At 65.3% G+C, this 23,192-nt stretch carries 16 protein-coding genes; 4 read left to right on the forward strand and 12 right to left on the reverse strand.

The window, feature by feature from the left end; all coding sequences use genetic code 11:
- Positions 1-101 precede the first annotated feature (101 nt).
- Both IE071_RS12505 and IE071_RS12510 read left to right on the forward strand, forming a co-directional pair.
- Positions 102-4,658, forward strand: a complete 4,557-nt coding sequence (locus IE071_RS12505) for a DEAD/DEAH box helicase (RefSeq protein ID WP_189441507.1) — start codon at positions 102-104, stop codon at positions 4,656-4,658.
- A gap of 11 nt (positions 4,659-4,669) precedes the next feature.
- The gene (locus tag IE071_RS12510; RefSeq protein ID WP_189441508.1) at positions 4,670-4,828 is read left to right on the forward strand and encodes a hypothetical protein; all 159 of its coding nucleotides are present in this window, start codon (positions 4,670-4,672) and stop codon (positions 4,826-4,828) included.
- A gap of 3 nt (positions 4,829-4,831) precedes the next feature.
- Here IE071_RS12510 and IE071_RS12515 read toward each other — a convergent pair whose 3' ends face one another.
- From IE071_RS12515 to glk, 5 genes are all read right to left on the reverse strand, one after another.
- Positions 4,832-5,899, reverse strand: a complete 1,068-nt coding sequence (locus IE071_RS12515) for an acyltransferase family protein (protein WP_229792890.1) — start codon at positions 5,897-5,899, stop codon at positions 4,832-4,834.
- Entirely contained in the window at positions 5,896-8,193 is a 2,298-nt protein-coding gene (locus tag IE071_RS12520; protein WP_189441509.1) for a beta-N-acetylhexosaminidase, read from the reverse strand. The genes IE071_RS12515 and IE071_RS12520 overlap by 4 nt, the downstream gene beginning before the upstream one ends.
- 81 nt (positions 8,194-8,274) lie before the next feature.
- A complete protein-coding gene (locus tag IE071_RS12525; RefSeq protein WP_189441510.1) occupies positions 8,275-9,306 on the reverse strand; it encodes a cupin-like domain-containing protein in 1,032 nt (343 codons plus the stop codon).
- Positions 9,307-9,532: 226 nt separating this feature from the next.
- A complete protein-coding gene (locus IE071_RS12530) occupies positions 9,533-12,472 on the reverse strand; it encodes a TonB-dependent receptor (RefSeq protein WP_189441511.1) in 2,940 nt (979 codons plus the stop codon).
- 104 nt (positions 12,473-12,576) lie between these two features.
- Positions 12,577-13,650, reverse strand: coding sequence for a glucokinase (gene glk / locus IE071_RS12535; RefSeq protein WP_189441512.1), 1,074 nt, complete (start codon positions 13,648-13,650; stop codon positions 12,577-12,579).
- 435 nt (positions 13,651-14,085) lie between these two features.
- Here glk and IE071_RS12540 point away from each other — a divergent pair, with 435 nt between their 5' ends.
- Entirely contained in the window at positions 14,086-15,372 is a 1,287-nt protein-coding gene (locus IE071_RS12540; protein WP_189441513.1) for a sugar MFS transporter, read from the forward strand.
- Between the two features lie 123 nt (positions 15,373-15,495).
- Positions 15,496-16,545: a LacI family DNA-binding transcriptional regulator gene (locus IE071_RS12545; protein ID WP_189441841.1), complete on the forward strand. Its 1,050-nt coding sequence runs from the start codon at positions 15,496-15,498 to the stop codon at positions 16,543-16,545.
- A 23-nt stretch (positions 16,546-16,568) separates the two neighbouring features.
- Here the strand turns inward: IE071_RS12545 and IE071_RS12550 are convergent, their stop codons facing one another.
- The 7 genes from IE071_RS12550 to IE071_RS12580 form a co-directional block, all read right to left on the reverse strand.
- The gene (locus IE071_RS12550) at positions 16,569-18,173 is read right to left on the reverse strand and encodes a S10 family peptidase (RefSeq protein ID WP_189441514.1); all 1,605 of its coding nucleotides are present in this window, start codon (positions 18,171-18,173) and stop codon (positions 16,569-16,571) included.
- A gap of 257 nt (positions 18,174-18,430) precedes the next feature.
- Complete coding sequence (locus IE071_RS12555) at positions 18,431-19,288, reverse strand: EamA family transporter (RefSeq protein WP_189441515.1); 858 nt, start codon at positions 19,286-19,288, stop codon at positions 18,431-18,433.
- Positions 19,285-20,064, reverse strand: a complete 780-nt coding sequence (locus tag IE071_RS12560) for a sulfite exporter TauE/SafE family protein (RefSeq protein ID WP_189441516.1) — start codon at positions 20,062-20,064, stop codon at positions 19,285-19,287. Before IE071_RS12560 ends, IE071_RS12555 begins: the two co-directional genes overlap by 4 nt.
- Positions 20,061-20,489 (reverse strand): protein tyrosine phosphatase family protein, encoded by a 429-nt coding sequence (locus tag IE071_RS12565; protein WP_189441517.1) that lies wholly within the window; start codon positions 20,487-20,489, stop codon positions 20,061-20,063. The genes IE071_RS12560 and IE071_RS12565 overlap by 4 nt, the downstream gene beginning before the upstream one ends.
- 37 nt (positions 20,490-20,526) lie before the next feature.
- Positions 20,527-21,393, reverse strand: a complete 867-nt coding sequence (locus IE071_RS12570; protein WP_189441518.1) for an MBL fold metallo-hydrolase — start codon at positions 21,391-21,393, stop codon at positions 20,527-20,529.
- 137 nt (positions 21,394-21,530) lie between these two features.
- Positions 21,531-22,514: a c-type cytochrome gene (locus tag IE071_RS12575; RefSeq protein ID WP_189441519.1), complete on the reverse strand. Its 984-nt coding sequence runs from the start codon at positions 22,512-22,514 to the stop codon at positions 21,531-21,533.
- Complete coding sequence (locus IE071_RS12580; protein WP_229792891.1) at positions 22,511-23,188, reverse strand: c-type cytochrome; 678 nt, start codon at positions 23,186-23,188, stop codon at positions 22,511-22,513. The genes IE071_RS12575 and IE071_RS12580 overlap by 4 nt, the downstream gene beginning before the upstream one ends.
- Between the last annotated feature and the right edge of the window lie 4 nt (positions 23,189-23,192).

The raw sequence follows: 23,192 nt of genomic DNA on the forward strand, positions 1-23,192 counted from the left end.
ACCGCCATCTGCGGCGGATTCCATGACTGATTGCAGGATCTGAGAAAAGCCCCATATATGATCCGGAGACCTCTTCCCTGCCGCCGCACGGGCAATCACCGATGCGTCTGGATTCCTGTCCGCTGGACGATTTCCACCCGGCTGTTGCCGCCTGGTTTCGCCACGCCTTCCCCGCGCCCACCGCGGCGCAGGCCGCCGCGTGGCCGTCGATCCGCGCCGGCAATCACACCCTGGTCGCCGCGCCGACCGGCTCGGGCAAGACACTGACTGCCTTTCTCGCCGCGATCGACGCGCTGGTGCGCGAAGGCGTGGCGCACGGCGGCGTGCTGGCCGATGCCACCACGGTGGTCTACGTGTCGCCGCTGAAGGCCTTGTCGAACGACATCCACATCAATCTGGAAGCGCCACTGGAAGGCATCCGCGCGGAGCTCGAGAAACTCGGCCTGCCCGACGTGGCGATCCGTACCGCGGTGCGCACCGGCGACACACCGCAAGTGGAACGCAACCTGCTACGCAGACAGCCACCGCACATCCTGGTGACCACGCCGGAGTCGCTGTACGTGCTGCTCGGCTCGGACTCCGGCCGCGCGATGCTGGCCGGTACGCGCACGGTGATCGTCGACGAAATCCACGCGATCGCCGGCAGCAAGCGCGGCTCGCACCTGGCGCTGTCGCTGGAGCGGCTGGAGTCGCTATGCCAACGGCGATTGCTGCGGATCGGGTTGTCGGCAACGCAGAAGCCCATAGAAACGATCGCCGACTTCCTGGTCGGTGCCGGCACGACCCCCTCTCCCCTTGCGGGAGAGGGCTGGGGAGAGGGGACAGGGTCGCGGCGGAGTTCAAACGAAGCGATGGCCATTGGTGATATTCCCGCTAGCACCCGCCGCTCTCCTCAATCCGCACCCGCAAGGGGAGTGGATGCGAACGCGAGAAGCGACGTCACCATCATAAATACGGGCCACACCCGCCCCCGCGACCTCGCCATTGAAGTACCCCCGGTGCCACTCGAAGCGGTGATGTCGAACGACTGCTGGGAGCTGGTCTACAACCGCCTCGCCCAGCTGGTGCAGACGCATCGCACCACCCTGGTCTTCGTCAACACACGGCGGATGGCCGAACGTGCGGCACGCCATCTGTCCGAGCGGCTCGGCAAGGAGTACGTCGCCGCGCATCACGGCAGTCTGGCCAAAGAGCAGCGGTTGGATGCCGAGCAACGGCTCAAGCGCGGCGAGCTGTCGGTGCTGGTGGCGACCGCGTCGCTGGAGCTGGGCATCGACATCGGCGAAGTCGACCTGGTCTGCCAGCTCGGCTCGCCGCGCTCGATCTCCGCGTTCCTGCAGCGCGCCGGCCGCTCCGGTCACAGCATCGACGGTACGCCAAAAGCGCGGCTGTTCCCGGCCACCCGCGACGACCTGATCGAATGCACCGCCCTGCTCGACTGCGTGCGTCGCGGCGAACTGGATGCATTGATCCTGCCGCCACAACCGCTCGACGTTCTGGCCCAGCAGATCGTCGCCGAAGTCGCCTGCGCGGAATGGAACGAAGATGCGTTGTACGCGCTGGTACGCCGCGCGCATCCGTACCGCGATCTCGCGCGCCGCGAGTTCGACGCGGTGGTGCGCATGCTGGCCGAGGGTTTCACCACCCGCCGCGGTGCGCGCGCGGCGTATATCCATCGCGACGCAGTGCACGGCCAGTTGCGCGCACGCCGTGGTGCGCGGCTCACCGCGCTGACTTCCGGCGGCACCATTCCCGACACCGCCGACTACAAGGTGGTGCTGGAGCCGCAGGCGATCATCGTCGGCACGGTGAACGAGGATTTCGCGGTCGAGAGCATGGTTGGCGACATCTTCCAGCTCGGCAACACCAGTTATCGGATCCAGCGCGTCGAGCGTGACCGTCTGCGCGTGGAGGACGCGCACGGTGCACCGCCGAGCATTCCGTTCTGGCTGGGCGAGGCGCCGGGGCGCAGCAACGAGCTGTCGTTCGGCGTGTCGCGCCTGCGCGACGAAATCTCCGGACAACTGGATGCCGGTGGCGTGCCGGCAGCAATTGCATGGCTGCGTGATCAACTCGGCCTGGACGAAGCCGCCGCGCAACAGCTGGCCGATTATCTGGCCCGCGCGAAGGCCGCGCTCGGCGTGCTGCCGAGCCAGCACACGCTGGTGCTGGAGCGCTTCTTCGACGAATCCGGCGGCACCCAGCTGGTGATCCACACGCCGTGGGGCAGCCGCATCAACCGCGCGTGGGGGCTGGCGCTGCGCAAACGCTTCTGCCGCCAGTTCAACTTCGAGCTGCAGGCGGCGGCGACCGAGGATGCGATCGTGCTGTCGCTGTCGACCAGCCACAGTTTTCCGCTGGAGGAAGTCGCGCACTACCTGCACTCCAACACCGCCGAACACGTGCTTGTGCAGGCCCTGCTCGATGCGCCGCTATTTCCCGCACGCTGGCGCTGGAATGCGGTGACCGCGCTGGCGCTGCCGCGCTTCACCGGCGGCAAGAAGACGCCGCCGCCGCTGCAGCGGATGAAGAGCGAGGACCTGCTCGCCGCGGTGTTCCCCGATCAGGTCGCGTGCCTGGAAAACATCGTGGGCGAGCGCGAGGTGCCGGATCACCCACTGGTCAACCAGACCATGCACGACTGCCTGCGCGAGGCGATGGATGTCGATGGGCTGCTGGCGATCTTGCGCAAACTCGAAAGTGGCGAGATCGCCATCGTGGCGCGCGACCTCACCGCGCCCAGTCCGCTCGCCGCCGAAGTACTGAACGCCGCACCCTATGCATTCCTCGACGATGCGCCGCTGGAGGAACGTCGCACCCAGGCCGTGCAGACGCGCCGCTGGAACGAGGCCGACAATGCCGACGACCTCGGCCGGCTCGACCCCGATGCGATCGCCGCCGTACGCGAGGAAGCCTGGCCGCAAGTGCGCGACGCCGATGAGATGCACGAGGCGCTGACGCTGCTGGGTTTCGTCACCGACGATGAGGTCATCGCCCATCCCGGTTGGAGCGAACGACTGCAGGCGCTGACCAAGGCGAAACGCGCCACTCGTCTGGTTGTCGACACGGCAGTCTGGACATCCGCCGAGAAGTTGCCGCTATGGCAGGCGCTGCATCCCGCCGCACCGATGCAACCACCGATCGCCGCGCCCGCCGAGTACGCCGCGCAAATGTGGACGCGCGAAGATGCACTGCTGGAACTGGTGCGCCATCGCCTCGGTGGCCTTGGTCCGGTCACCGTGGCGTCGTTGGCCCGGTCGATGTCGGTCGGGTCCGGCGAGATCGAAACCGCGCTGACCCGGCTGCAGTCCGAAGGCTATGTGATGCAGGGCCGCTTCACCGCCGATGCGACCGACACCGAATGGTGCGAACGGCATCTGCTGGCGCGCATCCATCGCTACACCATCGGCCGCCTGCGCCGCGAGATCGAACCGGTCAGCCGGCGCGCGCTGATGCGCTTCCTGTTCGACTGGCAGCATGTGTCGGCGGCGACCCGGCTGAGCGGGCCGGATGCGCTGGGCGCCACGTTGGCCCAGCTGGAAGGCTACGAAGCAGCGGCCGGCGCTTGGGAAACCGAATTGCTGCCGGCGCGCATCGACGATTACTCGATCAGCTGGTTGGATGAACTGTGCCGTGCCGGTCGAATCAGCTGGGCGCGCCTGCGCACTAGCAGCGGCGGTGGTAGCGGGCCGGTGCGAAGCACCCCGATCGTGCTGCTGCCGCGGCGCGACATGGCCGTCTGGACGTCTGTTTCTGCAGGCGACGATCCGCAGGAAATTCTGTTGTCATCGCGCGCGCAGGCCGTGGCCGATGCACTGCGCGAGCAAGGCGCACTGTTTTTCGACGAGCTGCTGGATGCTACCCGACTGCTGCGCACCGAACTGGAGGACGCGCTGGGCGAACTGGTCGCCGCCGGCCGGGTCAGCGCCGACAGCTTCGCCGGTCTGCGCGCGCTGCTGCTGCCGGCGGCGAAGCGCGACGGCGGCCGGCATCGGCGCCTGCGTCGGCATCAGTTGAACGGCATCGAGGACGCCGGTCGCTGGTCGCTGGCAAAGAGCACCCCTCCCCAACCCTCCCCTGCAAGCAGGGGAGGGAGTTCAAGCACCGCAGCGGCTGTTGCTCCTCCCCCTGCGCGCAGGGGGAGGTTGGGAGGGGGTGAAGCTCTTGACCCTGATGCGATCGAGCACATCGCCCGCACCCTGCTGCGCCGTTACGGCGTGGTGTTCTGGAAGCTGCTGGAACGCGAGGCGCCATGGCTGCCGTCGTGGCGCGAACTGCTGCGCGTCTATCACCGGCTGGAGGCGCGCGGCGAGATCCGCGGCGGGCGCTTCGTCGAGGGCCTGGTCGGCGAACAATTCGCTCTGCCCGAAGCGATCGCGCCGCTGCGCGCGGTGCGCCAGCGCGCCGACGACGGCGAGCTGGTCTGCCTCAGCGGCTGCGATCCGCTGAACCTGGTCGGCACCGTACTGGTCGGCGACAAGGTGCCGGCACTGGCCGGTTCACGCGTGCTGTATCGCGACGGCGCGGCGATCGCCGCGCTGATCGGCGGCAAGCTCACACCGCTGATCGAGCTGTCCACCGCCGACACCCAGCTGGCGAAGCACGCCTTGTTGCGCTATCCACCCTCGCTGCCGGATGCACTGGCCGCAGCGCGCTGAAGGATCGACGGATGGGATGCTTGCCGCTGTTGCTGTTGTTTCCGCTGGGTTTCGGCGTCGGCTATCTGCTGGCCGGAGCGACCGGCGGACTGTGGGGTGCCGGCATCGGTTTCGTGCTGGGCGTGCTCGCGATGGTGATGTTCATCAAGGCGCTGCGTGGGCGGCGCTGAGCATCAGAGCTTGAGATAGACCTGCCGGCGATCCATCGCCCACACGATCAGCCACCACACCGCCACGAACATCACCGCGAAAGCCAGCGATGGAATGTAGGGACCGAACGACGGTGTCATCCAGCCCACAAACAGATGTTGATACAGCCACTCCTGCCCCAGCCCCGGCAACAGGATCTGCATCAGCTCGGAGCCGGCATAGGCGGCGATCGCATTGACCCCGAAGCGCCGCCCCCATGCCGGCCAGCCGCGTCGATCGATCAGCAGGTGAAAAGCCAGCAGCGCCAGCATGGCCCAGCCCGCCGTCCACATGACGAACGACGGCGTCCACAGGTTCTTGTTGAACGGCAGCCACAGCGACCACAGCACACCCAGCAGCAGCGCCAGCACCGCGCCGATCAGCAGCGCTCGGAGTTTGCCCGCGCGCAACCAGCAACCAGCGCGCAGGCCGAGCAAGGCAGTCGCCAGCGACGGCAGCGTGCTGAGCAGGCCTTCCGGATCGTGGCCGCGCCCGCTCACTGGATCGATCAGGTAGACGAAACGACCGAACACGGCGGTGTCGGTACGGCTGACGATATTCGTCCATGGTTCCAGCGATCCGCCGGAGCACAGCAGCGCCCAGTAGCCGAGCAGCAATGCCGCGATCACGCCCCATTGCATGCGTGGCTTGGTATAGAGCGCGAACAGAGCGACGCCTGCGTAACACACGCCGATTCGCTGCAGCACACCGGGAAAGCGCAGGTGTGTGCCGGGCATCCACCACCACGCCAGCACGTTGATCAGCACACCGAGGCCGACGATGCGCACCGCACGTTTCAACGCAGTGCGCGTCAGTGCGGCGCGATCGGCGCCCTGCTCCAGCCGCGGCAGCATCGCCAACGCCACCGACACGCCGACCACGAACAGGAAGAACGGAAACACCAGGTCGGTCGGCGTGCAATCGTTCCACGTCGCGTGATCGAGCGGCCAGTAGACGTGATCCCAGTCACCCGGATCATTGACCAGCAGCATCGCCGCCACGGTGCAGCCGCGCAACGCGTCGAGCGAGGCGAGCCGGCGCAGTGCATTCATCGCGCAGCTTGGTCCGGGTGCAGCGACAGGCGGTCGATCGCGTACAGCGGTCCATCGATGGGCGCGGTGTAGATCAGGCACAGCGCATGCTCGCCTTGCTGTACAGGGAAGGTCGCGTCCAGCGCGAAACGGCGGGCGGCGCGCGCGGGATCGGGCAGCGGCATGCTGGCCAGCACCGCGCCGTTGCAGTCGTCCTTGTGCACGGTCAGTTCGCCGAACGGCGTGTCGTGCGGGCGCGACACCACCAGCTTCTGTTCGTGCGCCAACGCGAAATTGCGCTCCAGCCGTACCGCCCCGACATGGATCGCGTCGACGCCGTCGAGCAGGGTGGCGGGCATCACCTGGCAGCTGTTGAACACGTTGATGCTGTAGACCGGTGTCAGCGAGGTCGCGTCCGGCAGCGGCTGCACGCGCAGGCGGAAATCGCTGCCGGGGCAGTTGGGCAGCGCGTTGCCGCTGAAGCCGAGCAGCTGCGCACGGTCGAGCACACGTTCACGTGCCGCAGCCAGCACGCTGCCGTCGTCGGCGAAAGTGGCGGCGCGCACGGTCACCGGCAAGGTCACTTCGAACGGTTCCTGATAGGCCGGCGATTGCGCGTCGGGTGCGCTGCCGTCCAGGGTGTAGCGCAGCGTGCCGGCACCGACCTGGTTGGCCAGGGTCACGGTGGCGCGACCGGTGGCCAGCGCCTGGATGCGATCGAGCGTGATGTCCGCCGCGAACGCGCTGTCCGCATAGTTGATGCCCTGTGTGCGGTAGCGCGCGAACTGCGCGGGCAGGCGCGCGGTGAAGCTGGCCCAGTTGCGCGCCGCCGCCGGCGACCAGTCGACTTCGCTGAGCGCATCCAGCCGCGGGAACACCGCGTGCTCGACGTGTTTCATCGTCGGCATGTGCTCAGTCCATGCGTTCGCCTGCGCGCCCAGCACGAACTTCGCCTGGCTCGCGTCAAGCTCCTTCGGTACCGGCTCGAAAGCATAAACACTGGCCAGGTCCTGCACCGGAATGCGGCCGGCGGTCTCGTCGGAACTGTCGCTCTGCAGCTGGTCGAAATACAGCTGAGGCGCGGGCGACAGCACCACGTCGTGGCCGTCCTGCGCCGCAGTGATGGCGCCCTTGGTGCCGCGCCACGACATCACCGTGGCATCGGCCGGCGCATTGCCACCCTCGAGGATCTCGTCCCAGCCGACCAGTCGACGGCCATGCTTTTCCAGATAACTGCCGATGCGGCCGATGAACCAACCCTGCAGTGCGTCCTCGTTCTTCAACCCCAGCGCGTGCATCTTCGCCTGCACCGCGGGTGAGGCCTGCCACTGGTCCTTGACCGCCTCGTCGCCGCCGACGTGGATGTACTTCGACGGGAACAGCGCCATCACCTCGTCGAGCACGTTGGTGATGAACTGGAAGGTGGCGTCGTCGACGTTGTACAGATACGGATTGACACCCCAGTCGACCGACACGGGCGGACGCTGGCCGGTGACGCCGAACTGCGGATACGCCGCCACCACGGCCTGCGCGTGACCGGGCATGTCGATCTCCGGCACCACCATGATGTGCCGCTCGGTGGCGTAAGCGACGATGTGGCGAATCTGATCCTGCGTATAGAAACCGCCGTAACGCTGCGGCTCGCCATCGTGCCCGGCATCCGGCGGCGTGCGCCATGCGCCGATGCGCGTGAGCTCGGGATAGCGCTTGATCTGGATGCGCCAACCCTGGTCATCGGTGAGGTGCCAATGGAACACGTTGAGCTTGTGCTCGGCCATCTGGTTCAGCAGCTGCTCGATCTCGGCGACCGACTGGAAGTGCCGCGCCGAATCGAGCATCAGACCACGCCAGGTGAAACGTGGCTGGTCGCGGATCTGCACCGCCGGTACCTGCACCGCGCCATGTTGCGCATCCGGCGTGAGCAGTTGCCACAGCGTCACCGCGCCGTAGAACAGACCCGCATCATCGCGTGCGGCGATGTGGATGCCATCGGATGTGACGTCCAGCGCATAGCCTTCCGCGTGCGTCACCGGCGCGTCGGCTTCGCGCGACAACACGATAGCGCCATGCGGCGCCGCACCCACTTTCACTTTCAGATGCAGCCCGCGCGTGCGTGCCAGCAGGTCGACGAGGTACTGCGCGGTCTGCCGCGTGGCGGCATCGTGCGCAAGCACCACGATCGGCGTGCCTTCGTTGACCGGCATGCTGCCGCTGGCGACCTGGATGTGCGCCGGCATCGGCAACAACGACGGCGTGGCCGCATGGGCTGCGCCTAGCAGGGCGACGATGCTGAAGGCGAAACCGGCGATTTTCATCAAGACTCCCGGGTTGGAAAGCGTGCGTTGGAAATATAGGTGGTGATCGTGCGCGGTCACTGTCGCCCGGGCATGGCACGCTCAAAGATGGTTGCGTGCACCCTGCTTCAGCAGTTCGATGCATTCGGGCGTCAACGGACCAAGCACGCCACGGCGTTGCTCGGGGATGTGCGCGAGGGATTCCTCATCGCCGAACACGTAGTGGTTCAGCAGGTTGCGCCAGTGGACTCGTTCCGCCGGCGGCAGCGCCCGGAACGCGAGCAGGCAGTGGTACAGCGCGGCCTTGGCGTGACCGGTGTGGTAGCCATCCACATCCACCGGACTCCACCAGTAGTTCACCAGCGCGTTGAGATCTTGCAGCGATTCCACGTTGTGCCACCACAACGGCGGCATGTAGATCGCATCGCCCGGATGCAACTCGGCCACTTGCGCCACTGCGAGCGCCTGTTGCAGGCGCGGGAAACGTGGATCGTGCGGCTGATCCAGCCGGGCCATGCTGATCGCGGCGCCGGTCGGCGCGTAGTCCAGCGGGCCGATGTAGAGGTTCGGCAACTGGTCCGGCGGGAACAGCGTGAAGCGGCGCACACCGCATACCACGCAAGCGATGTTGTGCATGGAATCGAAATGGGTGGGCGTGGTGACCCGGTTGCCGATCCAGATGCGCGGCTCCACACCGGGCAGCAGCGGCAACGCATGGTCTGCCAGAAACCCCGGCAGGCATTCACGGATGCGTGCGCTCTGGATCACCATGCCGGGCGCATCGTCGCGCCGGCTGTACTTGGCCAGCCGTTGCAGACCAAGCGTCACCGGCACCTTGAAATGCTGGTAGCTGAAGCCGTCCAGCTCGGGCGCGTAGCCGATCATGCCGTCGGCTTCCGGCGCCACCATCAAGGTGCTGACGTCGGTGCCGTTGTCCAGTTCCGCCAGGCGCTGCGCGAACGCCGTGTCCGATTGCAGGGCGAGCTTCACGATCGGCCAGTCGCGCACGAGGCCACGAATCACCAGCGGTCGATCGTGTCCGACCACGTCATCCAGACTGAATGGCCGGCCGTCGACAGGACGGTACTCCTCGATCGCGGCAGGCGCGGGTGTCGCGCCGGCAGATTCACTCATGTTTCTCCCTCCGCTTCCGCCCGTGGTTCGGCTTGCTGTTCATGGTGCGCCAATACGCTTCCAGCAGACAGCGCCTGCGGGCATTCAAGCAAAAACTGCGATGCCGGCGGAGCCGACATCGCAGTGGATAGCAAGCCAGGTGGATTTTCCCCGCGCTCTTTCCGCCAGCTTCCACCGGAAAAAAGCGGACCTGGCAAAGGTGCCAGGTCCTTGGGGAGAGTGCGGCTCAGAGCTTGAAGTTCACGTTGAAGTAGTACTGGCGACCGTTCGTGTAGAACGCTTCGGGCACCTTGCCGAAGCCGAGACCGGCCTGGGAACCGACCGCGTAGTAGCGCAGCGTCGGGTTGTTGAGGTTCATCGCGTCGAACGAGAAGCTCACGTTGTCGTTGAGCTTGTAGCCGGCCGAGAACGACAGGTAGCCCGTGCCCGCCTGGTAGTACGGCAGCAGCGGCATGGTGTTGCCGAGCGAACCGGTCGTCACCGGCATCATGCCGTCGTAAAACGAGGAGCGGTACGTGTAGTTGATGCGCGCGTTCCAGTGCTTGTCCTCGAAGAAGGCGGACAGGTTGGCCGTATTCTTCGAGGTACCGAACAGCGGACGGTTGCCCGCGGATACACCGGTACCCTGCGTACCGTCGGCGTTGTAGAGGTAAGTGCCGCCCGCCGAGTGGCCGTTGCTGTAGGTGTAGTTGACCGACGTGCCGAAGTGCTCGCCGATCGGCTGCACCCAGTTAAGCTCCACGCCCTTCAGATTGCCGTTGACGTTGACCGGGATGCTGACCAGGTAATTGCTGTAGACCGGCGTGTGCGAGGGGTTGGGGTAGGTGGTGCTGCCGCCGTAGGTCAGGTAGTTGTTGAGATACGTGCCGGTGGTGGTGCCGTAGTCGTAGTAGTTGTTCAGGTCCATCGCGTACACGCTGGCCGACAACAGGCCACGCTCCGAGTAGTACCACTCCAGCGACGCGTCGAAGTTGGTGGAAAGGATCGGCTTCAGTCGCGGATTCGGGCCGCTGCCGGAACCCTCGCCGGTCGGGCTCTGTGGGTCATTCAAGGACAGGAAGCCCGCCAGCTGGCCATAGTCCTGGCGCGTGAGCGTCTGCGATGCGGCGAAGCGCGCCAGCAGGCTGCCATCGTCGTTCAGATTGAACTTGAGGTTGAAGCTCGGCAGCACCTTGCCGTAGTGATGGTTGTAGTAGTTCCAGTACCAGCCGCTCGGATAGAACGCTGATGGCGGCGTGCCTTGGGCGTAACTGGCTTCCTGGATCGTCGGGCTGGTGTAGCCGATGTTCTCGTTGGTGCCGACGTAACGCAGGCCGGCATTGCCGCTCCAGCGATCGCCGGCGAAATTGACCTGCAGATAAACGGCGCTGTTCTTCTCCGACATGGCGTAAATGTCGTTCGGATAGAAACGCGAGGTTCCGGGGTCGTTGGTTACCTTGCGGTTCGCGTACAGCGCGTTCATTTGCGCCAGCTGGGCGGGCGTCCAGTACCAGATGCCGGACGGCATCTGGCCCACACCAAGATCACCCGCGAAACTGCCGGGATAGTTGCCGCCACTGGCCGGGTAAATGGTGGAACCCGTACCGAACTGCACGTTCGAGGCCCAGTTGGGGCCTTGTGCAACGGCCGTCGGGCTGTCGTGCGTGTGCTTTGCGTAGCGTGCGCCGAACTGCAGCGAGGACAGTGGACCGGCATCGTCGAAGTCGAACTCGCCGTCGGCCTGGAACCAGCGCTCCTTGTCGACCACGTGGACGTCCTGATCGCCGAAGATCCAGTCAAGGCCGGTCGTGGATGGATCGAAGCTGCTGTTGTTACCGCCCAGCGTCCAGTTCAGCGGCTTGCCCAAACCATTCATGGCGTAGCTGGCGCCTTGGCCGAAACCCGTATCCATCTCCATGATGTTCTGGGTCGGCGTGTTGCCGGTGCCGCGGGTGAAGCCGCCCTGGAACTTGAAGTTGAGGTTTTGGGTGACCTTCCAGTCCGCGTCCAGCGTGACGTACGCGCTGGATTCGCTCTCGCCCGGACGCGAGATCATGTCGTAGATGCCTTGCGACACGCCGGACTGCCCTTGCGCCACCGCACCGGTGAGCACGTTGCCGTTGAGGGTGTAGCTGGACAGCGTGTCGCCCGGCAGCTTGTCGCGCAGGCGCAGCATGTAGTTGCGGTTGTAATCGGTGGCGTCCATCTTGGAATAGAAGCCATCGAGGTTGAAGGTCAGGTTGTCGAGCGCCTTCCACTCGAGGTCGATCGAAGCGCCCTTGCGCTTGCGCTCTTGAGTAAACAGCGCGGCGCCGGGCAGGTTGGGATAGAACACGCCGGTGCTGGCGCTGCCGGGCCGGGCCGCACCGAGGCCCAGTTGGGTGGCCAGCGCCGAGCCGGTCGGAATGTACGAATAGCCGAGCATTTCCTGGCCATTGCGCTGCAGCTCGCGGTCTTCATAGAAGCCCTGCAGCATCACGCCGAAGCTGTTGTCGCTGTTCTTCCAGTTGACCAGCCCGCTGAACTGCGGCTTGGTATCGCCCGGCAGGTCGGCGTACACGCCGCCCACACTGGCCTCGGCAGAAAACGGCTTGGCGAATTCCAGCGGCTTGCGGGTGATGATGTCGATCGAACCGGCAGCGCCGCCTTCCAGCAGGCTGGCCTCGGAACCCTTGTGCACCACCACCTGGCTGACCATTTCCGACGGGAACATGGCATAGCTGACGCTGCGGCTGCCGCCGCCGCCGGTGATGAACCAGTCGCCCGAGGCGACCGTGTGACCGTTGAGCGTGGTCAGGGTGAGCGAGGGCGCGCTGCCGCGGATGCTGGCACGATCGGCCTCGTCGAAACCGCCTTCGGCACCGGCCGCGTCGGCGATGTTCACACCTGGCAACTGCGCGATGGTATCGGCCACGTTCTTGGCGGGCAGCTTGCCGATGTCCTCGGCGGACACCACCTCGACGTGCGAGACGGACTCTTTCTTGGTGTCCAGCGACAACTGCTGGCTGGCGCGGATGCCGGTGACCATGACCGTGCCCAGCGTCTTGGCATCCTTGGCTTTTGCCTTGGCTTCATTCTGCTGGGTCTGGCTGGTGCCGTCCTGGGTGTTGTCCTGCGCATAGATCGCGCCGGAGACGCACAGACTGGTGATGATGCTCGCGGCTAGTAGTGTCTTGCGGTAATTCATGATGTCCTCCCCTCAGAGGCTGGCTCGAAATCAGGACCGGCGTGGCGCGGTCATGGACTTGTGTTGTGGCTGGCTTGGCGCCGTGTCACTGGATGGCAGTCATCTCACTCTCCCTGCCGCTCATCCAGAAACCAGCCTGCGGCGCCAATGACACCAAGCTGGCCGTGCTCGATCAGTCGTACCGGAACCTGTTGCAGATAGGCGCGCATCACGCCCTTGTTGAAGTAGCGTTCGCTGAAGCTGCTGGCCAGCAGGAACGGCTGGATCTGCGGCAGGATGCCGCCGGCCAGATAGACGCCGCCGCGGGCGCCGTACAGCAGCACCAGGTCGCCGACGAAGCTGCCGAGCAGGCCGCAGAACACTTCCAGCGATTCCACCGCTGCCGCGTCACTGCCGGCCAGTGCGGCGCCGGTGATCTCGGCCGGCGTCAGCAGTCGTGCCGGGCTGGCGCGCAATTCGCACAGCGCGCGATAGAGCTTGAGCAGGCCGGGACCGGACAGTGCATCCTCGAACGACACGTGCGGTCGATCACGGCGGAACAGGCGCAGGATCTCGATCTCGCGCTCGTTGCCCGGCGCCAGCGAAATCTGCCCGGCCTCGGTGGCCAGTACCTGCGCCCGCGGCTGTCGCGGCAGCAGTACCGCCGAGCCCAGTCCGGTACCCGGGCCCATCACCAGCACCGGACCACTCACGGCTGACTGGGTGGCCTCGATGATCGATCGCGTCTCGGCGACCTCGATGAACTGGGTGGCGTAGGCGACCGCCTCGAAATCGTTGATCATCGCCAGCTGGCTGATGCCGAGACCGTCGCGGATGTCGCGGATCGACACCGGCCACGGCAGGTTCTCGTTGATGATCGCGTCGTCCAGCACGTAACCGGCGCACGCCACCGCGCAATGACGGAGCTGGCCCTGCAACGCCGCGTGCGGCGTGCCGGCCAGTTGTGCGACAAAGTCCTGCAGCATCGCGGTGAGGCTGCTCCAGTCGGCGCAGCTGTAGCGGTGATAGTGCAGCACGCTGACCGGACGCTTGCCGACCGTGTTGCGCACGACCAGGCCGATGCGTGCATGCGTGCCGCCGACATCGGCGGCCAGAAACGCTGCGCTGGAACCCGACGCAGCGGCGAGCGCCGTCGTCGACGGTTCCGCTGCATGACGCTGGTTGGCGACTTCCCCCACTCCACTCTCCCGGTGGCCGGCTTCGCCTGTTCGGTGCGGCAATGACTCGCCGTCGATTCGGTCTTGGCCTGATTCCGGCGGAGTCTGCTGTCGAAATGACAACGTTGTCAACTGGGTTCGCGACAATTTTTCGAACATTCGATATGGCGCCGCAACATAACTGTCGTGACACTCTGAGAGATCACCTTAGCGACGGTCATTATTGGCTATATACGGCGCTATTCAGAAGATTATTGCGATTCATGAGCGGTGTGTCGCAGTGCCGCACAAGCGCCCCGATATGGCCGTATGGATGGCCCAAGCAAGGCGTCAGACAGGTGTCCTCGACCCGCGATGAATTGACAACGTTGCACTTTCCGGCGATTAAAGAGACATTCCCGTCTGTCCCGGTCATTCGACCGGTGCGGTACGGTCGGACTCCGGGGAGAAAAGACCATGGCAACCACGCTGGCGGCGGCACCGTCCGAACGCACCAACCTGGGCCCGATGCTGATCATCGGCCTGCTGTTTTTCATCTTCGGCTTCGTCACCTGGCTCAACGGGCCGCTGATCACCTTCGTCAAGCTGGCCTTCACTCTCGATGACGTGAATGCGTTTCTGGTGCCGATGGCGTTCTACCTGTCGTACTTCTTTCTGGCGCTGCCGTCGTCGGCCGTATTGCGTCGCACCGGCATGAAGAAAGGCATGGCGCTCGGCCTGTTCGTGATGGCGATCGGCGCTGTGCTGTTTGGCCAGTTCACCACCATGCGGATGTATCCGGGCGCGCTGACCGGATTGTTCGTGATCGGTGCTGGACTGTCGCTGCTGCAGACTGCCTCCAATCCGTACATCAGCATTCTCGGCCCGATCGACAGCGCGGCCCAGCGCATCGCCTTCATGGGCATCTGCAACAAACTGGCCGGTGCGATCGCACCATTCGCCTTCGGCGCGCTGGTACTCAGCGGCATCAGCACCTTCGGCCAGCAGGTCGAATCGGCACCGACGCCGGAAGCGCGCGAGGCCCTGCTCAACGCCTTTGCCGGCAAGGTGCATCTTCCGTACATGGTGATGGCCGGGTTGCTGGTGCTGCTGGCGATCTGGATCGCGCGCTCGTCGCTGCCGGAGATCAAGCCCGCCGGCGCGAACAGCGAGCGGGCGATCGGCCACAAGGACGGCAGCATCTTCAGCTTTCCGCATCTGTGGCTGGGCGTGCTGTGCCTGTTCCTGTACGTCGGTGTCGAAGTGATGGCCGGCGACGCGATCGGCACCTACGGCGCCAGCTTCCACCTGCCGCTGGAACAGACGCGCTTCTTCACCTCGTTCACGCTGGGCGCGATGCTGCTCGGCTACGTGGCCGGGCTGCTGCTGATTCCGCGTTTCATCTCGCAGCAGCGCTATCTGGCGGTCTCTGCCGTGCTCGGCGTGTTGTTTACTCTCGGCGCGTTTGCCACCAGCGGATACAGCTCGGTGCTGTTCGTGGCCGCGCTGGGTTTCGCCAACGCGATGATGTGGCCGGCGATTTTTCCGCTGGCAATCAAGGGGCTGGGCAGCCACACCGAACGCGGTTCGGCGCTGCTGATCATGGGCATCGCCGGCGGTGCGGTGGTGCCGCAGTTGTTCGTGCACCTGAAACAGCACATCGACTTCCAGCTCGCCTTCGCGCTGTTGATGGTGCCGTGCTACCTGTACATCCTGTACTACGGACTGGTCGGCCACCGCGCCGGCCAGGCGTCCGGCGCATGAATCGCGCTTCGCGCCGGGCATGGCCATAAGTTAGGATGCATGCGCATGCCGCGCACTCCTGCGCGACGTGGTCGACGCGATGGTGCGACGGCGCCTTACATCACGATGCACGAGGTTCAGCGGGTGCGTAGCGCCACCATCAAGGATGTAGCCGAACGCGCAGGCGTCTCGCTGAAGACCGTCTCGCGCGTGATCAACAACGAGCCTTCGGTGCATGCCCGCACGCGCGAGAAGGTGCAGCGCGAGATCGATGCGCTCGGCTACCACCCCGACCCTTCCGCGCGCAGCCTGCGCAGCACCCGCGCGTATGCGCTGGGGCTGGTCTACGACAACCCGAACGCGCACTACATCATCAACCTGCAGCGCGGCGTGCTGTCGGTGTGCCGCAGCAGCGGCTTCGGCCTGCAGATCCATCCCTGCGATTCGTCTTCGCCGAAACTGGCCGACGAGTTGTGCGAGCTGGTACGTCGCTCGCGCCTGGCCGGACTGGTGCTGGCACCGCCGATGTCCGAACAGCCGGCGCTGATCCATGCGCTGGGTGAGGCGAAAATCCCGTTCATCCGGATCATCTCGGCGCGCCAGGACCCGCAGGACGGTTCGCCGTGTGTGTATGTGGACGATCGCGACGCCGCCTACGCGATCACCGAACACCTGATCCAGCTCGGCCACCAGCGCATCGGCTTCCTGTGGGGCGGCAGCGAACACCGCTCCAGCGTGGAGCGTTACCAAGGCTACGAGGATGCGCTGAAGGACTACGGCATCGCGCTCGACCGCAAGCTGATCGTGCCGGGCGACTTCACCTTCGACGATGGTTTCCGCGGCGCACGCAAATTGCTGGCTTTGAAGGACCGGCCCAGCGCGATCTTCGGCTCGAACGACGAGATCGCCGCCGGCGTGCTGGCGGCAGCACACTCCGATGGCATCAACGTGCCGTACGACTTGTCGATCGCCGGCTTCGAGGACAGTCCGTTCTCCAAACAGTCGTGGCCGGCACTGACCACCGCACGCCAGGCCACCGAGGAAATCGCGCGGCACGCCGCGCAACGGTTGATCGGCGACCTGCAGCGCGAAGCCAACGGCGAGCCCCTCAGCAGCACCAACGAAGGCTTCAGCCCGGAACTGGTGGTGCGCGGTTCGACCGCGCCGCGGCATAGCGCGCCGCCCAAGCGCTGAGCGCCCGGGCGGCAAAGCCCACCTTAGTGTTTGACGTTGTCGGTCTGCCCGATGAAGCGGGCGACGTTGTCGTGCAGCTGCTTCAGCGACGCCTCGTGCGCATACACCATGTGCCCCGACGGATACCACGAGTAGCTGATGTTGCCCTCGAGACTGGCCGGAATCGGCATGTGGTGCATCTCGTAGTCGGCGGCGAAGAACGGCGTGGCCAGGTCGTAATAGCCACCATTCAAATAGACCTTGAGATTCGGATTGGTCTTCATCGCCGTGGCCAGGTCGGGCATCACGTTGGTCGATGACTGCAACGCCTCGCCCTGCACACCCGGCGCCTTGTGCGAGAAATCCCAGTGGTCGATATCGGCGAACTCGCGGTACTGCTGGCCGTCGCCGAACTTCAGGTCGCGCCGCACGTAGTCGTTGAACGCCGCGATATAGGCCGAGCTGATCGCCGACGACTGCGGGTCGTAGTCGGAACCCTTGCTCAACGGATCGATCGACGGTCCCGCAAAGCGACTGTCCAGCCGACCGGTGGTGATGTCATCGGAGGTCTGCAGTTCATGCTCGAACATGCCGCCGCTCACACGCAGGTTCGCCTTCAGCAAATAGGCCACCGACAAGCCGGTGTATTGGTGCAACTTCTCCGCCACGGCCTGCTTCTGCGCATCGCTCAGCCGCGAACCGGCCATCAGCGCCTGCGTGTAATCGCCGGTCGCGTACTGCTCCACTTCCTTGAGGAACGGCTCCAGCTCCGCCGGCTGCTGCGGCAGCTTGTGGTGATAAAACGCGGTGGCGGCGAACGTGGGCAACGCCAGTTCGTACGGCAGGTCAACACCTGGATTGAATTCCGGTCCGTCGATGCTGGTGTCGAAATTGAGGATCTGCGAAAGCAGGATCACGCCGTTCAGATCGACGCTGTTCTCGTTCTCCAGAATGTTCGCCAGCACCGCCGAGCGGGTGGTGCCGTAGCTTTCGCCGAACAGGTACTTCGGCGAATTCCAGCGTCCGTACCTAGACAGGAACTGGGTGATGAACTGGGCAAAGGCGTGACCATCGCCATCGACGCCGTAGATCGCCTTCTTGCGATCCTTCATCTGCTCGTCGCGCTTGCCCTTGTCCGCGTCATCCGCGATCAGGCGGCTGAAGCCGGCGCCGGGTGCATCGATGAATACCACGTCGGAAGCATCGAGCAGGCTGTAATCGTTGTTGACCAGACCATACGGCGCCGCCGGCGTGTGGCTGTCGTCACTGGTCACCACGCGCCTGGGTCCAAACGCGCCCATATGCAGCCACACGGTCGCCGAACCGGGGCCGCCGTTGTAGATGAAGGTGACCGGCCGCCTGGTCGCCTCGGCGCCCTTCTTGAAATAGGCGACATAGAACATGCTCACCTGCGGCTCGTTCTCCTTGTCGCCGCTGCCGTGCAGGACCAGGGTGCCGGCCACCGCCTTGTAGTCGATGCGGTGGCCCTCGACCGACACCGAACCCTCGCTGCTGGAGGTCTGCGGCTGCACCAGCATCGCGTCGGGTTTGCTGTCGGGGCTGGCCTTGTCGTCCTTCTTGTCGGCCGCGACCGCGGCGGTACTGAGCAGCAACGCGGCAAGCATCGCGGCGAGTGGGAGTTTGCGCATGGGATGATCCTTGGTGGCCACGGCGCGGCCGCGCCAGCAGTGCTGCAGCTTAGGCACCGATGCGATGCCGTTTCATCTACCGGAAGTCACTGCCACCGGGATTTAGCCGATTGTTGGAAAAGGGCTGTGCTGCCCTTCTCCAACTCGCCGAGTCCGGTTCATGCCCGGACTCGGCTCCGACGAATCAATCATTTGGATGATTGATTCGCGAGCGATCCATCCGTGGATCGCATTAGCAGGCTGTTTTCAACAACCTGCTAGGCGGTGGCGATCAGCACGATCGCCAGCAGCGCCAGCGCCACGCCAGCCAGGTTCAGCTGGCTGAGTCGCTCGCGAAACACCAGCATGCCGACCAGCGCACCCAGCGCCACCACGCCGATATTCATGCTCGCAAACACCAGCGCAGGATGTTGCGGCAACGCCTGATGGCCACGCAGGTAGAACAGGATGTTGCCGAAGTTGGCCAGCCCCAGCGCGACGCCCGCCAGCGCACTGTGCGCGGTGAAGCGGGTGCGCCCTTGCAGGCGACGCCACAGCTGCAACGCGAACGCGACCAGCAAGGCCAGCGCGAACATCGCCTGCAGCGATGCACCCAGCGGCACCCCGGCCAGCGCCACGCGCTTGAACAGGATGTCGATCACGCCGAAGCCACCGAACACCAGCAGCGGATACAGCCAGCCGGCGACGCCACGTTCCGCCGTGCCCTGGACGCTACGCCAGACCATGCATAGCAGGGCAAGCAGGCCGAGCGCGATACCGAACGCCTTAAGTTCGGTGAGCTGCTCGCCGAACAGCACGAACGCTGCCAGCAACGAGAGCAGCAGCGACAGCCGTTGCGCCGCATCGCTGCGCACGATACCGGCATGCCGCACCGACGCGGCCAGCGCCAGAAAGATCGTCGGCAGCAGCACGCCCAGCCCGATCAGCGCCAACCACGGTGCGCCGGGTTCGCGCAGCGTCGCCAGCGACGGCTGCAGCATCAGCGCAGTGAGCGCACCGGCAACCACGTAATTCCAGGCGATCGCCTGGCCCACGTCGATCTCGAAACGCCGTGCCAGCTTCAGCAGCACCGACACCAGCACGCTGCATGCGACGCTCAACAGCACGTAGATCATCCGCGCAGATTCCTGATCAGCATGTACACCGCGACGGCGATGATCGCCAGCGCAAAGATCCCGTGCAGTGCACCGCGCGTCTTCGCCAGTCGGTGCGCACCCAGCGCGCCGAGCCAGCCACCCAGGATGCCGCCGGCGATGAAGCCGACTGCCGCACGCCAATCGATCAGACCGGACACGGCGTAATTGAGCGCGGTGGTAGTGGCGAACGCGCCCACCGAAAACAGCGAGGTGCCGATCGCCTCGATGATCGCCATGCCGCTGGCGAACATCAGTCCCGGCACGATCAGAAAACCGCCGCCGATGCCGAAGAAACCGGACAGGCTGCCCGCGCCGAAGCCCACCGCGGCCAGCCGTGGAAACATCTGCGGCAACGGATAACGGTCGACGCCACCGCCACGACGGCCGCGCAACATCAGCGCAGCCACCACCAGCATCAGCAACGCGAACAGCACCAGCAGGCGCTGGCCGTCGACCAGCTTGCCGAGGGTCGAGCCGACCAGCGCACCCATCACGCCGGTCGTGGCGAACATGAAGGCCGCTTTCCAGCGCACATGGCCGGCACGCGCGTGCGGGATCAGATTCGCGAACGCGTTGATCGCGACGGCCACTGCACTGGTGCCGATCGCCAGATGCGGATCGCGCACGCCGACCACATACAGCAGCAGCGGAGTCGCCAGGATCGAGCCGCCGCCGCCGATCAACGCCAGCGAGAAACCGACCAGCGAGCCGCAGGCGATCGCCAGCAGGTCGGCCAAGGTAACCAGATCACTCATCGCCCCCGCTCACCCGCACCTGCGGACAGGCGCGAGCGCCACGCCGTAAGATCGTAGCCCGCCGCGCGCGCGGTCTCGAGAATGGCATCGACCGGACCCTCGGCCTGCAATGCCCATAACGTGGTCGAGCGCGTACCGGTACGGCAGAACGCCAGCACCGGCTCGGGCAGTTCTTTCAGTGCCGCGGCAAAGGCCTGCACCTGCGCTTCCTGCAGCTGACCGGAAATGACCGGAACATGCCTATATTCGAGACCCGCCCGCCGCGCCACCGCTTCCAACTCGGCGCCAGTCGGCTGCCCGTCGATCTCGCCATCGGGACGATTGTTGATGATGCTGCGAAAGCCCTGTGCGGCTAGTGCAGCGATGTCGTCGGTATCGATCTGCGTGGCGACACTGAGCTGATCGGTAAGCGGGTGAATCTGCACAATGTGCTCCTTCAGGGGTGACGCGACGTGGGCGTTTTCAGATCGCGTCCAGCGGAATCTTCAGGTAACGCACGCCGTTGTCCTCGGCCGGCGGCAGCTCGCCGGCGCGCATGTTGACCTGCACCGCCGGCAGGATCAGTTTCGGCACCGGCAAGGTGGCGTCGCGCGCCATGCGCAACTGCACGAACGCAGCTTCGTCGACGCCGTCGTGCACATGGATATTGCCGCTGCGCTCGGCCGCCACGCTGGTCTCATGGGCAAACTCTTCCCGGCCGGTGGCCTTGTAGTCGTGGCACACGAAGATGCGGGTGGCGCCCGGCAGCGCAAATATCCTCTGGATCGAGCGGTATAGGGCTCCCGCATCACCGCCGGGAAAGTCGCAGCGGGCAGTGCCGTAGTCGGGCATGAACAGCGTATCGCCGACGAATGCCGCGTCACCGATCAGATGCGTCATGCACGCTGGGGTGTGACCCGGTGTGTGGATGGCCGTCGCCTCGATGCTGCCGACCATGTAGCGCTCGCCGTCGCTGAACAGGTGATCGAACTGGCTGCCGTCCCGATGGAAGTCGTCGCCCGCGTTGAACAGCGTGCCGAAGGTTTGCTGCACTGTGCGGATGTGTTCGCCGATACCCAACCTGCCGCCGAGGCACGCTTTCACGTATGGCGCAGCTGACAGATGATCGGCATGCACATGGGTGTCGATCACCCATTCGACCTCCAGTCTGCCTGCACGCACAAAGGCGATCAGCGCATCGGCGGAAACATGCCGCGTACGCCCGCTGGATGCGTCGTAGTCGAGCAAGGGGTCGAGTACCGCCGCCCTCATGCTGGCCGGATCCCACACGACATAACTGAAGGTGTTGGTGGACTCGTCGAAGAACGCCTTCACCTCGGGATGTTGCATGGTGTTCCCCTTGGCTTCTGCGACCAGACGCCGGTGACTCATGCACACGGACGGGACAGCTCAGCTTATATCCAATATGGGAAAACATGAATGCACGGCGCCCGGTCACCTGTATCTCGCGGGCGAACTCTGGCAGGTCAATGGGACTCAGGCGCGGCGCCCAGAAGATGCCCGTTGACCACGGTGCCGTACAGCGAGTCCGGCGTGTCGTGGTATTTCGCCCGGGTTTCCGCGAGGTCGCCGGTATAGCGCGGATCCTGCGGCCGCTCGTGCGCGTCCATGAACATCGCCACGTCCCAGGCGTCCTGATCGCTCAACGTGCCGCCACGACTGAGCGGCATGTTCGCCTTGATGAAGGCGGCGGCGTTGCCCAGCTCGTGCATGCCGGCGCCCCAGTTGAACGATTGCGCACCCCACAGTGGCGGAAACACATTGCGCCCGGCGACCTGCTGGCCCTGCCCGTCGGCACCGTGGCACAGCGCGCAGTTCGCCGCGTAGACCTTTTCGCCACGCACATAGTCGGCCGGCAGCGGCGGCTTGAAATTCTGCTTGGGATAACCCGCGCCCGGCAGCTTGACACCAACCGGCGCACCCTTCGCCATCCACCAGGCATAGGTTTCCAGCGCGACCATCTCCGCGCTGTCCAGTGGCGGCGCCTTGCCGTTCATGCTGTAGCGGAAGCAGCCCTGCAGGCGCTCGCCGAACGTGTTCACGTGGCCGTTCTTCTTGCGGTACTGCGGATACATGCCGTAGGCGCCCCACAACGGCGCCGAGTTCGCCAGCCGACCGGCATCGAGATGGCAGTTGCTGCAGCTGAGACCGTTGCCGACATAGGCCTTCGCGTGTTCCGGCGTGTCGGTGAAGATGTCGCGCCCCTGGCGGATCACGTCGCCGAGCGGACCGCTTGGAATATCTGCCTCGGCGGGTGCCGTGAAAGCGGCTGATGCAGCGGTTGTCACCGGCGCGGTTCGACTCGCTGACGGGGCCGTCGTCGATGATGGGGCCACTGTCGATGACGATGGCGTCGCGCCGACCGCGGCGGGCGGCGATGACGGCGAGCAGCCAGCCAGTGCATACAGGCTGAAAGAGACGGCCAGCAGGGTGGAAAACCATGTCTTCATGGCGTGGCTCCCTTCGTCGCCAATGGCTGCGCGGCAAACCACGCCGCTACCGCATGGATGTCCTGCGCGCTGAGTGTCGTGGACAGATGTTGCATCAACTGCAATGGATCGTTGTGCCGTGTGCCCTGCTGCCACGCCTTGAGCTGGGCCTCGATATACGCAGCCGGTTGCCCGGCCAGCGGCGGGAAATGTGCACCCACGCCGACGCCGGCGGGACCGTGGCATTGCACGCATGCCGGCACCTGTTTGTCCCAGCGTCCGCGCGTGGCCAGCACGTTGCCGGCACTGTCGTCAGCCGGCGGCACGCTCGCCGGTTTCGCCAAGGCGGCGGGTATCGGTAGCTTGCTGTAATAGCTCGCCAGTGCCTGACGTTCGTCTTCACTGAGCGCCGTCGCAGTCGCCTGCATCACCGGGCTGTTGCGCGAGCCATTGACGAAATCGTCCAGCTGCTTTTGCAGATAGGCCGCATCGAGTCCGGCCAGCCGCGGATTGCCGGCGGCAAGCTGGCCGCCACCATCGACGCCATGGCAGGCCATGCACGGCGCCGCCCCCTTGCCGTTGCCCTGGGTGGTGATCGCTGCCGCATCGGCGGCATGCGCCGCCGTGATCGGCAACGCGATGACCATCGCCATGCCGAGGCCGAACATCTTCCATCGCGGGTCAGGACAGCGCATAGAG

This window comes from Rhodanobacter panaciterrae (assembly GCF_014651895.1).
In the GTDB taxonomy this organism is placed as follows: domain Bacteria; phylum Pseudomonadota; class Gammaproteobacteria; order Xanthomonadales; family Rhodanobacteraceae; genus Rhodanobacter; species Rhodanobacter panaciterrae.

Bases quoted from the DNA above. Each gene is read 5' to 3' on its own strand.
- IE071_RS12575 (WP_189441519.1), bottom strand. From the start codon at position 22,514: ATGAAGACATGGTTTTCCACCCTGCTGGCCGTCTCTTTCAGCCTGTAT.
- IE071_RS12570 (WP_189441518.1), bottom strand. From the start codon at position 21,393: ATGCAACATCCCGAGGTGAAGGCGTTCTTCGACGAGTCCACCAACACC.
- IE071_RS12580 (WP_229792891.1), bottom strand. From the start codon at position 23,188: ATGCGCTGTCCTGACCCGCGATGGAAGATGTTCGGCCTCGGCATGGCG.
- IE071_RS12540 (WP_189441513.1), top strand. From the start codon at position 14,086: ATGGCAACCACGCTGGCGGCGGCACCGTCCGAACGCACCAACCTGGGC.
- IE071_RS12560 (WP_189441516.1), bottom strand. From the start codon at position 20,064: ATGAGTGATCTGGTTACCTTGGCCGACCTGCTGGCGATCGCCTGCGGC.
- IE071_RS12530 (WP_189441511.1), bottom strand. From the start codon at position 12,472: ATGAATTACCGCAAGACACTACTAGCCGCGAGCATCATCACCAGTCTG.
- IE071_RS12510 (WP_189441508.1), top strand. From the start codon at position 4,670: ATGGGATGCTTGCCGCTGTTGCTGTTGTTTCCGCTGGGTTTCGGCGTC.
- IE071_RS12520 (WP_189441509.1), bottom strand. From the start codon at position 8,193: ATGAAAATCGCCGGTTTCGCCTTCAGCATCGTCGCCCTGCTAGGCGCA.
- IE071_RS12550 (WP_189441514.1), bottom strand. From the start codon at position 18,173: ATGCGCAAACTCCCACTCGCCGCGATGCTTGCCGCGTTGCTGCTCAGT.
- IE071_RS12555 (WP_189441515.1), bottom strand. From the start codon at position 19,288: ATGATCTACGTGCTGTTGAGCGTCGCATGCAGCGTGCTGGTGTCGGTG.
- IE071_RS12525 (WP_189441510.1), bottom strand. From the start codon at position 9,306: ATGAGTGAATCTGCCGGCGCGACACCCGCGCCTGCCGCGATCGAGGAG.
- IE071_RS12515 (WP_229792890.1), bottom strand. From the start codon at position 5,899: ATGAATGCACTGCGCCGGCTCGCCTCGCTCGACGCGTTGCGCGGCTGC.
- IE071_RS12505 (WP_189441507.1), top strand. From the start codon at position 102: ATGCGTCTGGATTCCTGTCCGCTGGACGATTTCCACCCGGCTGTTGCC.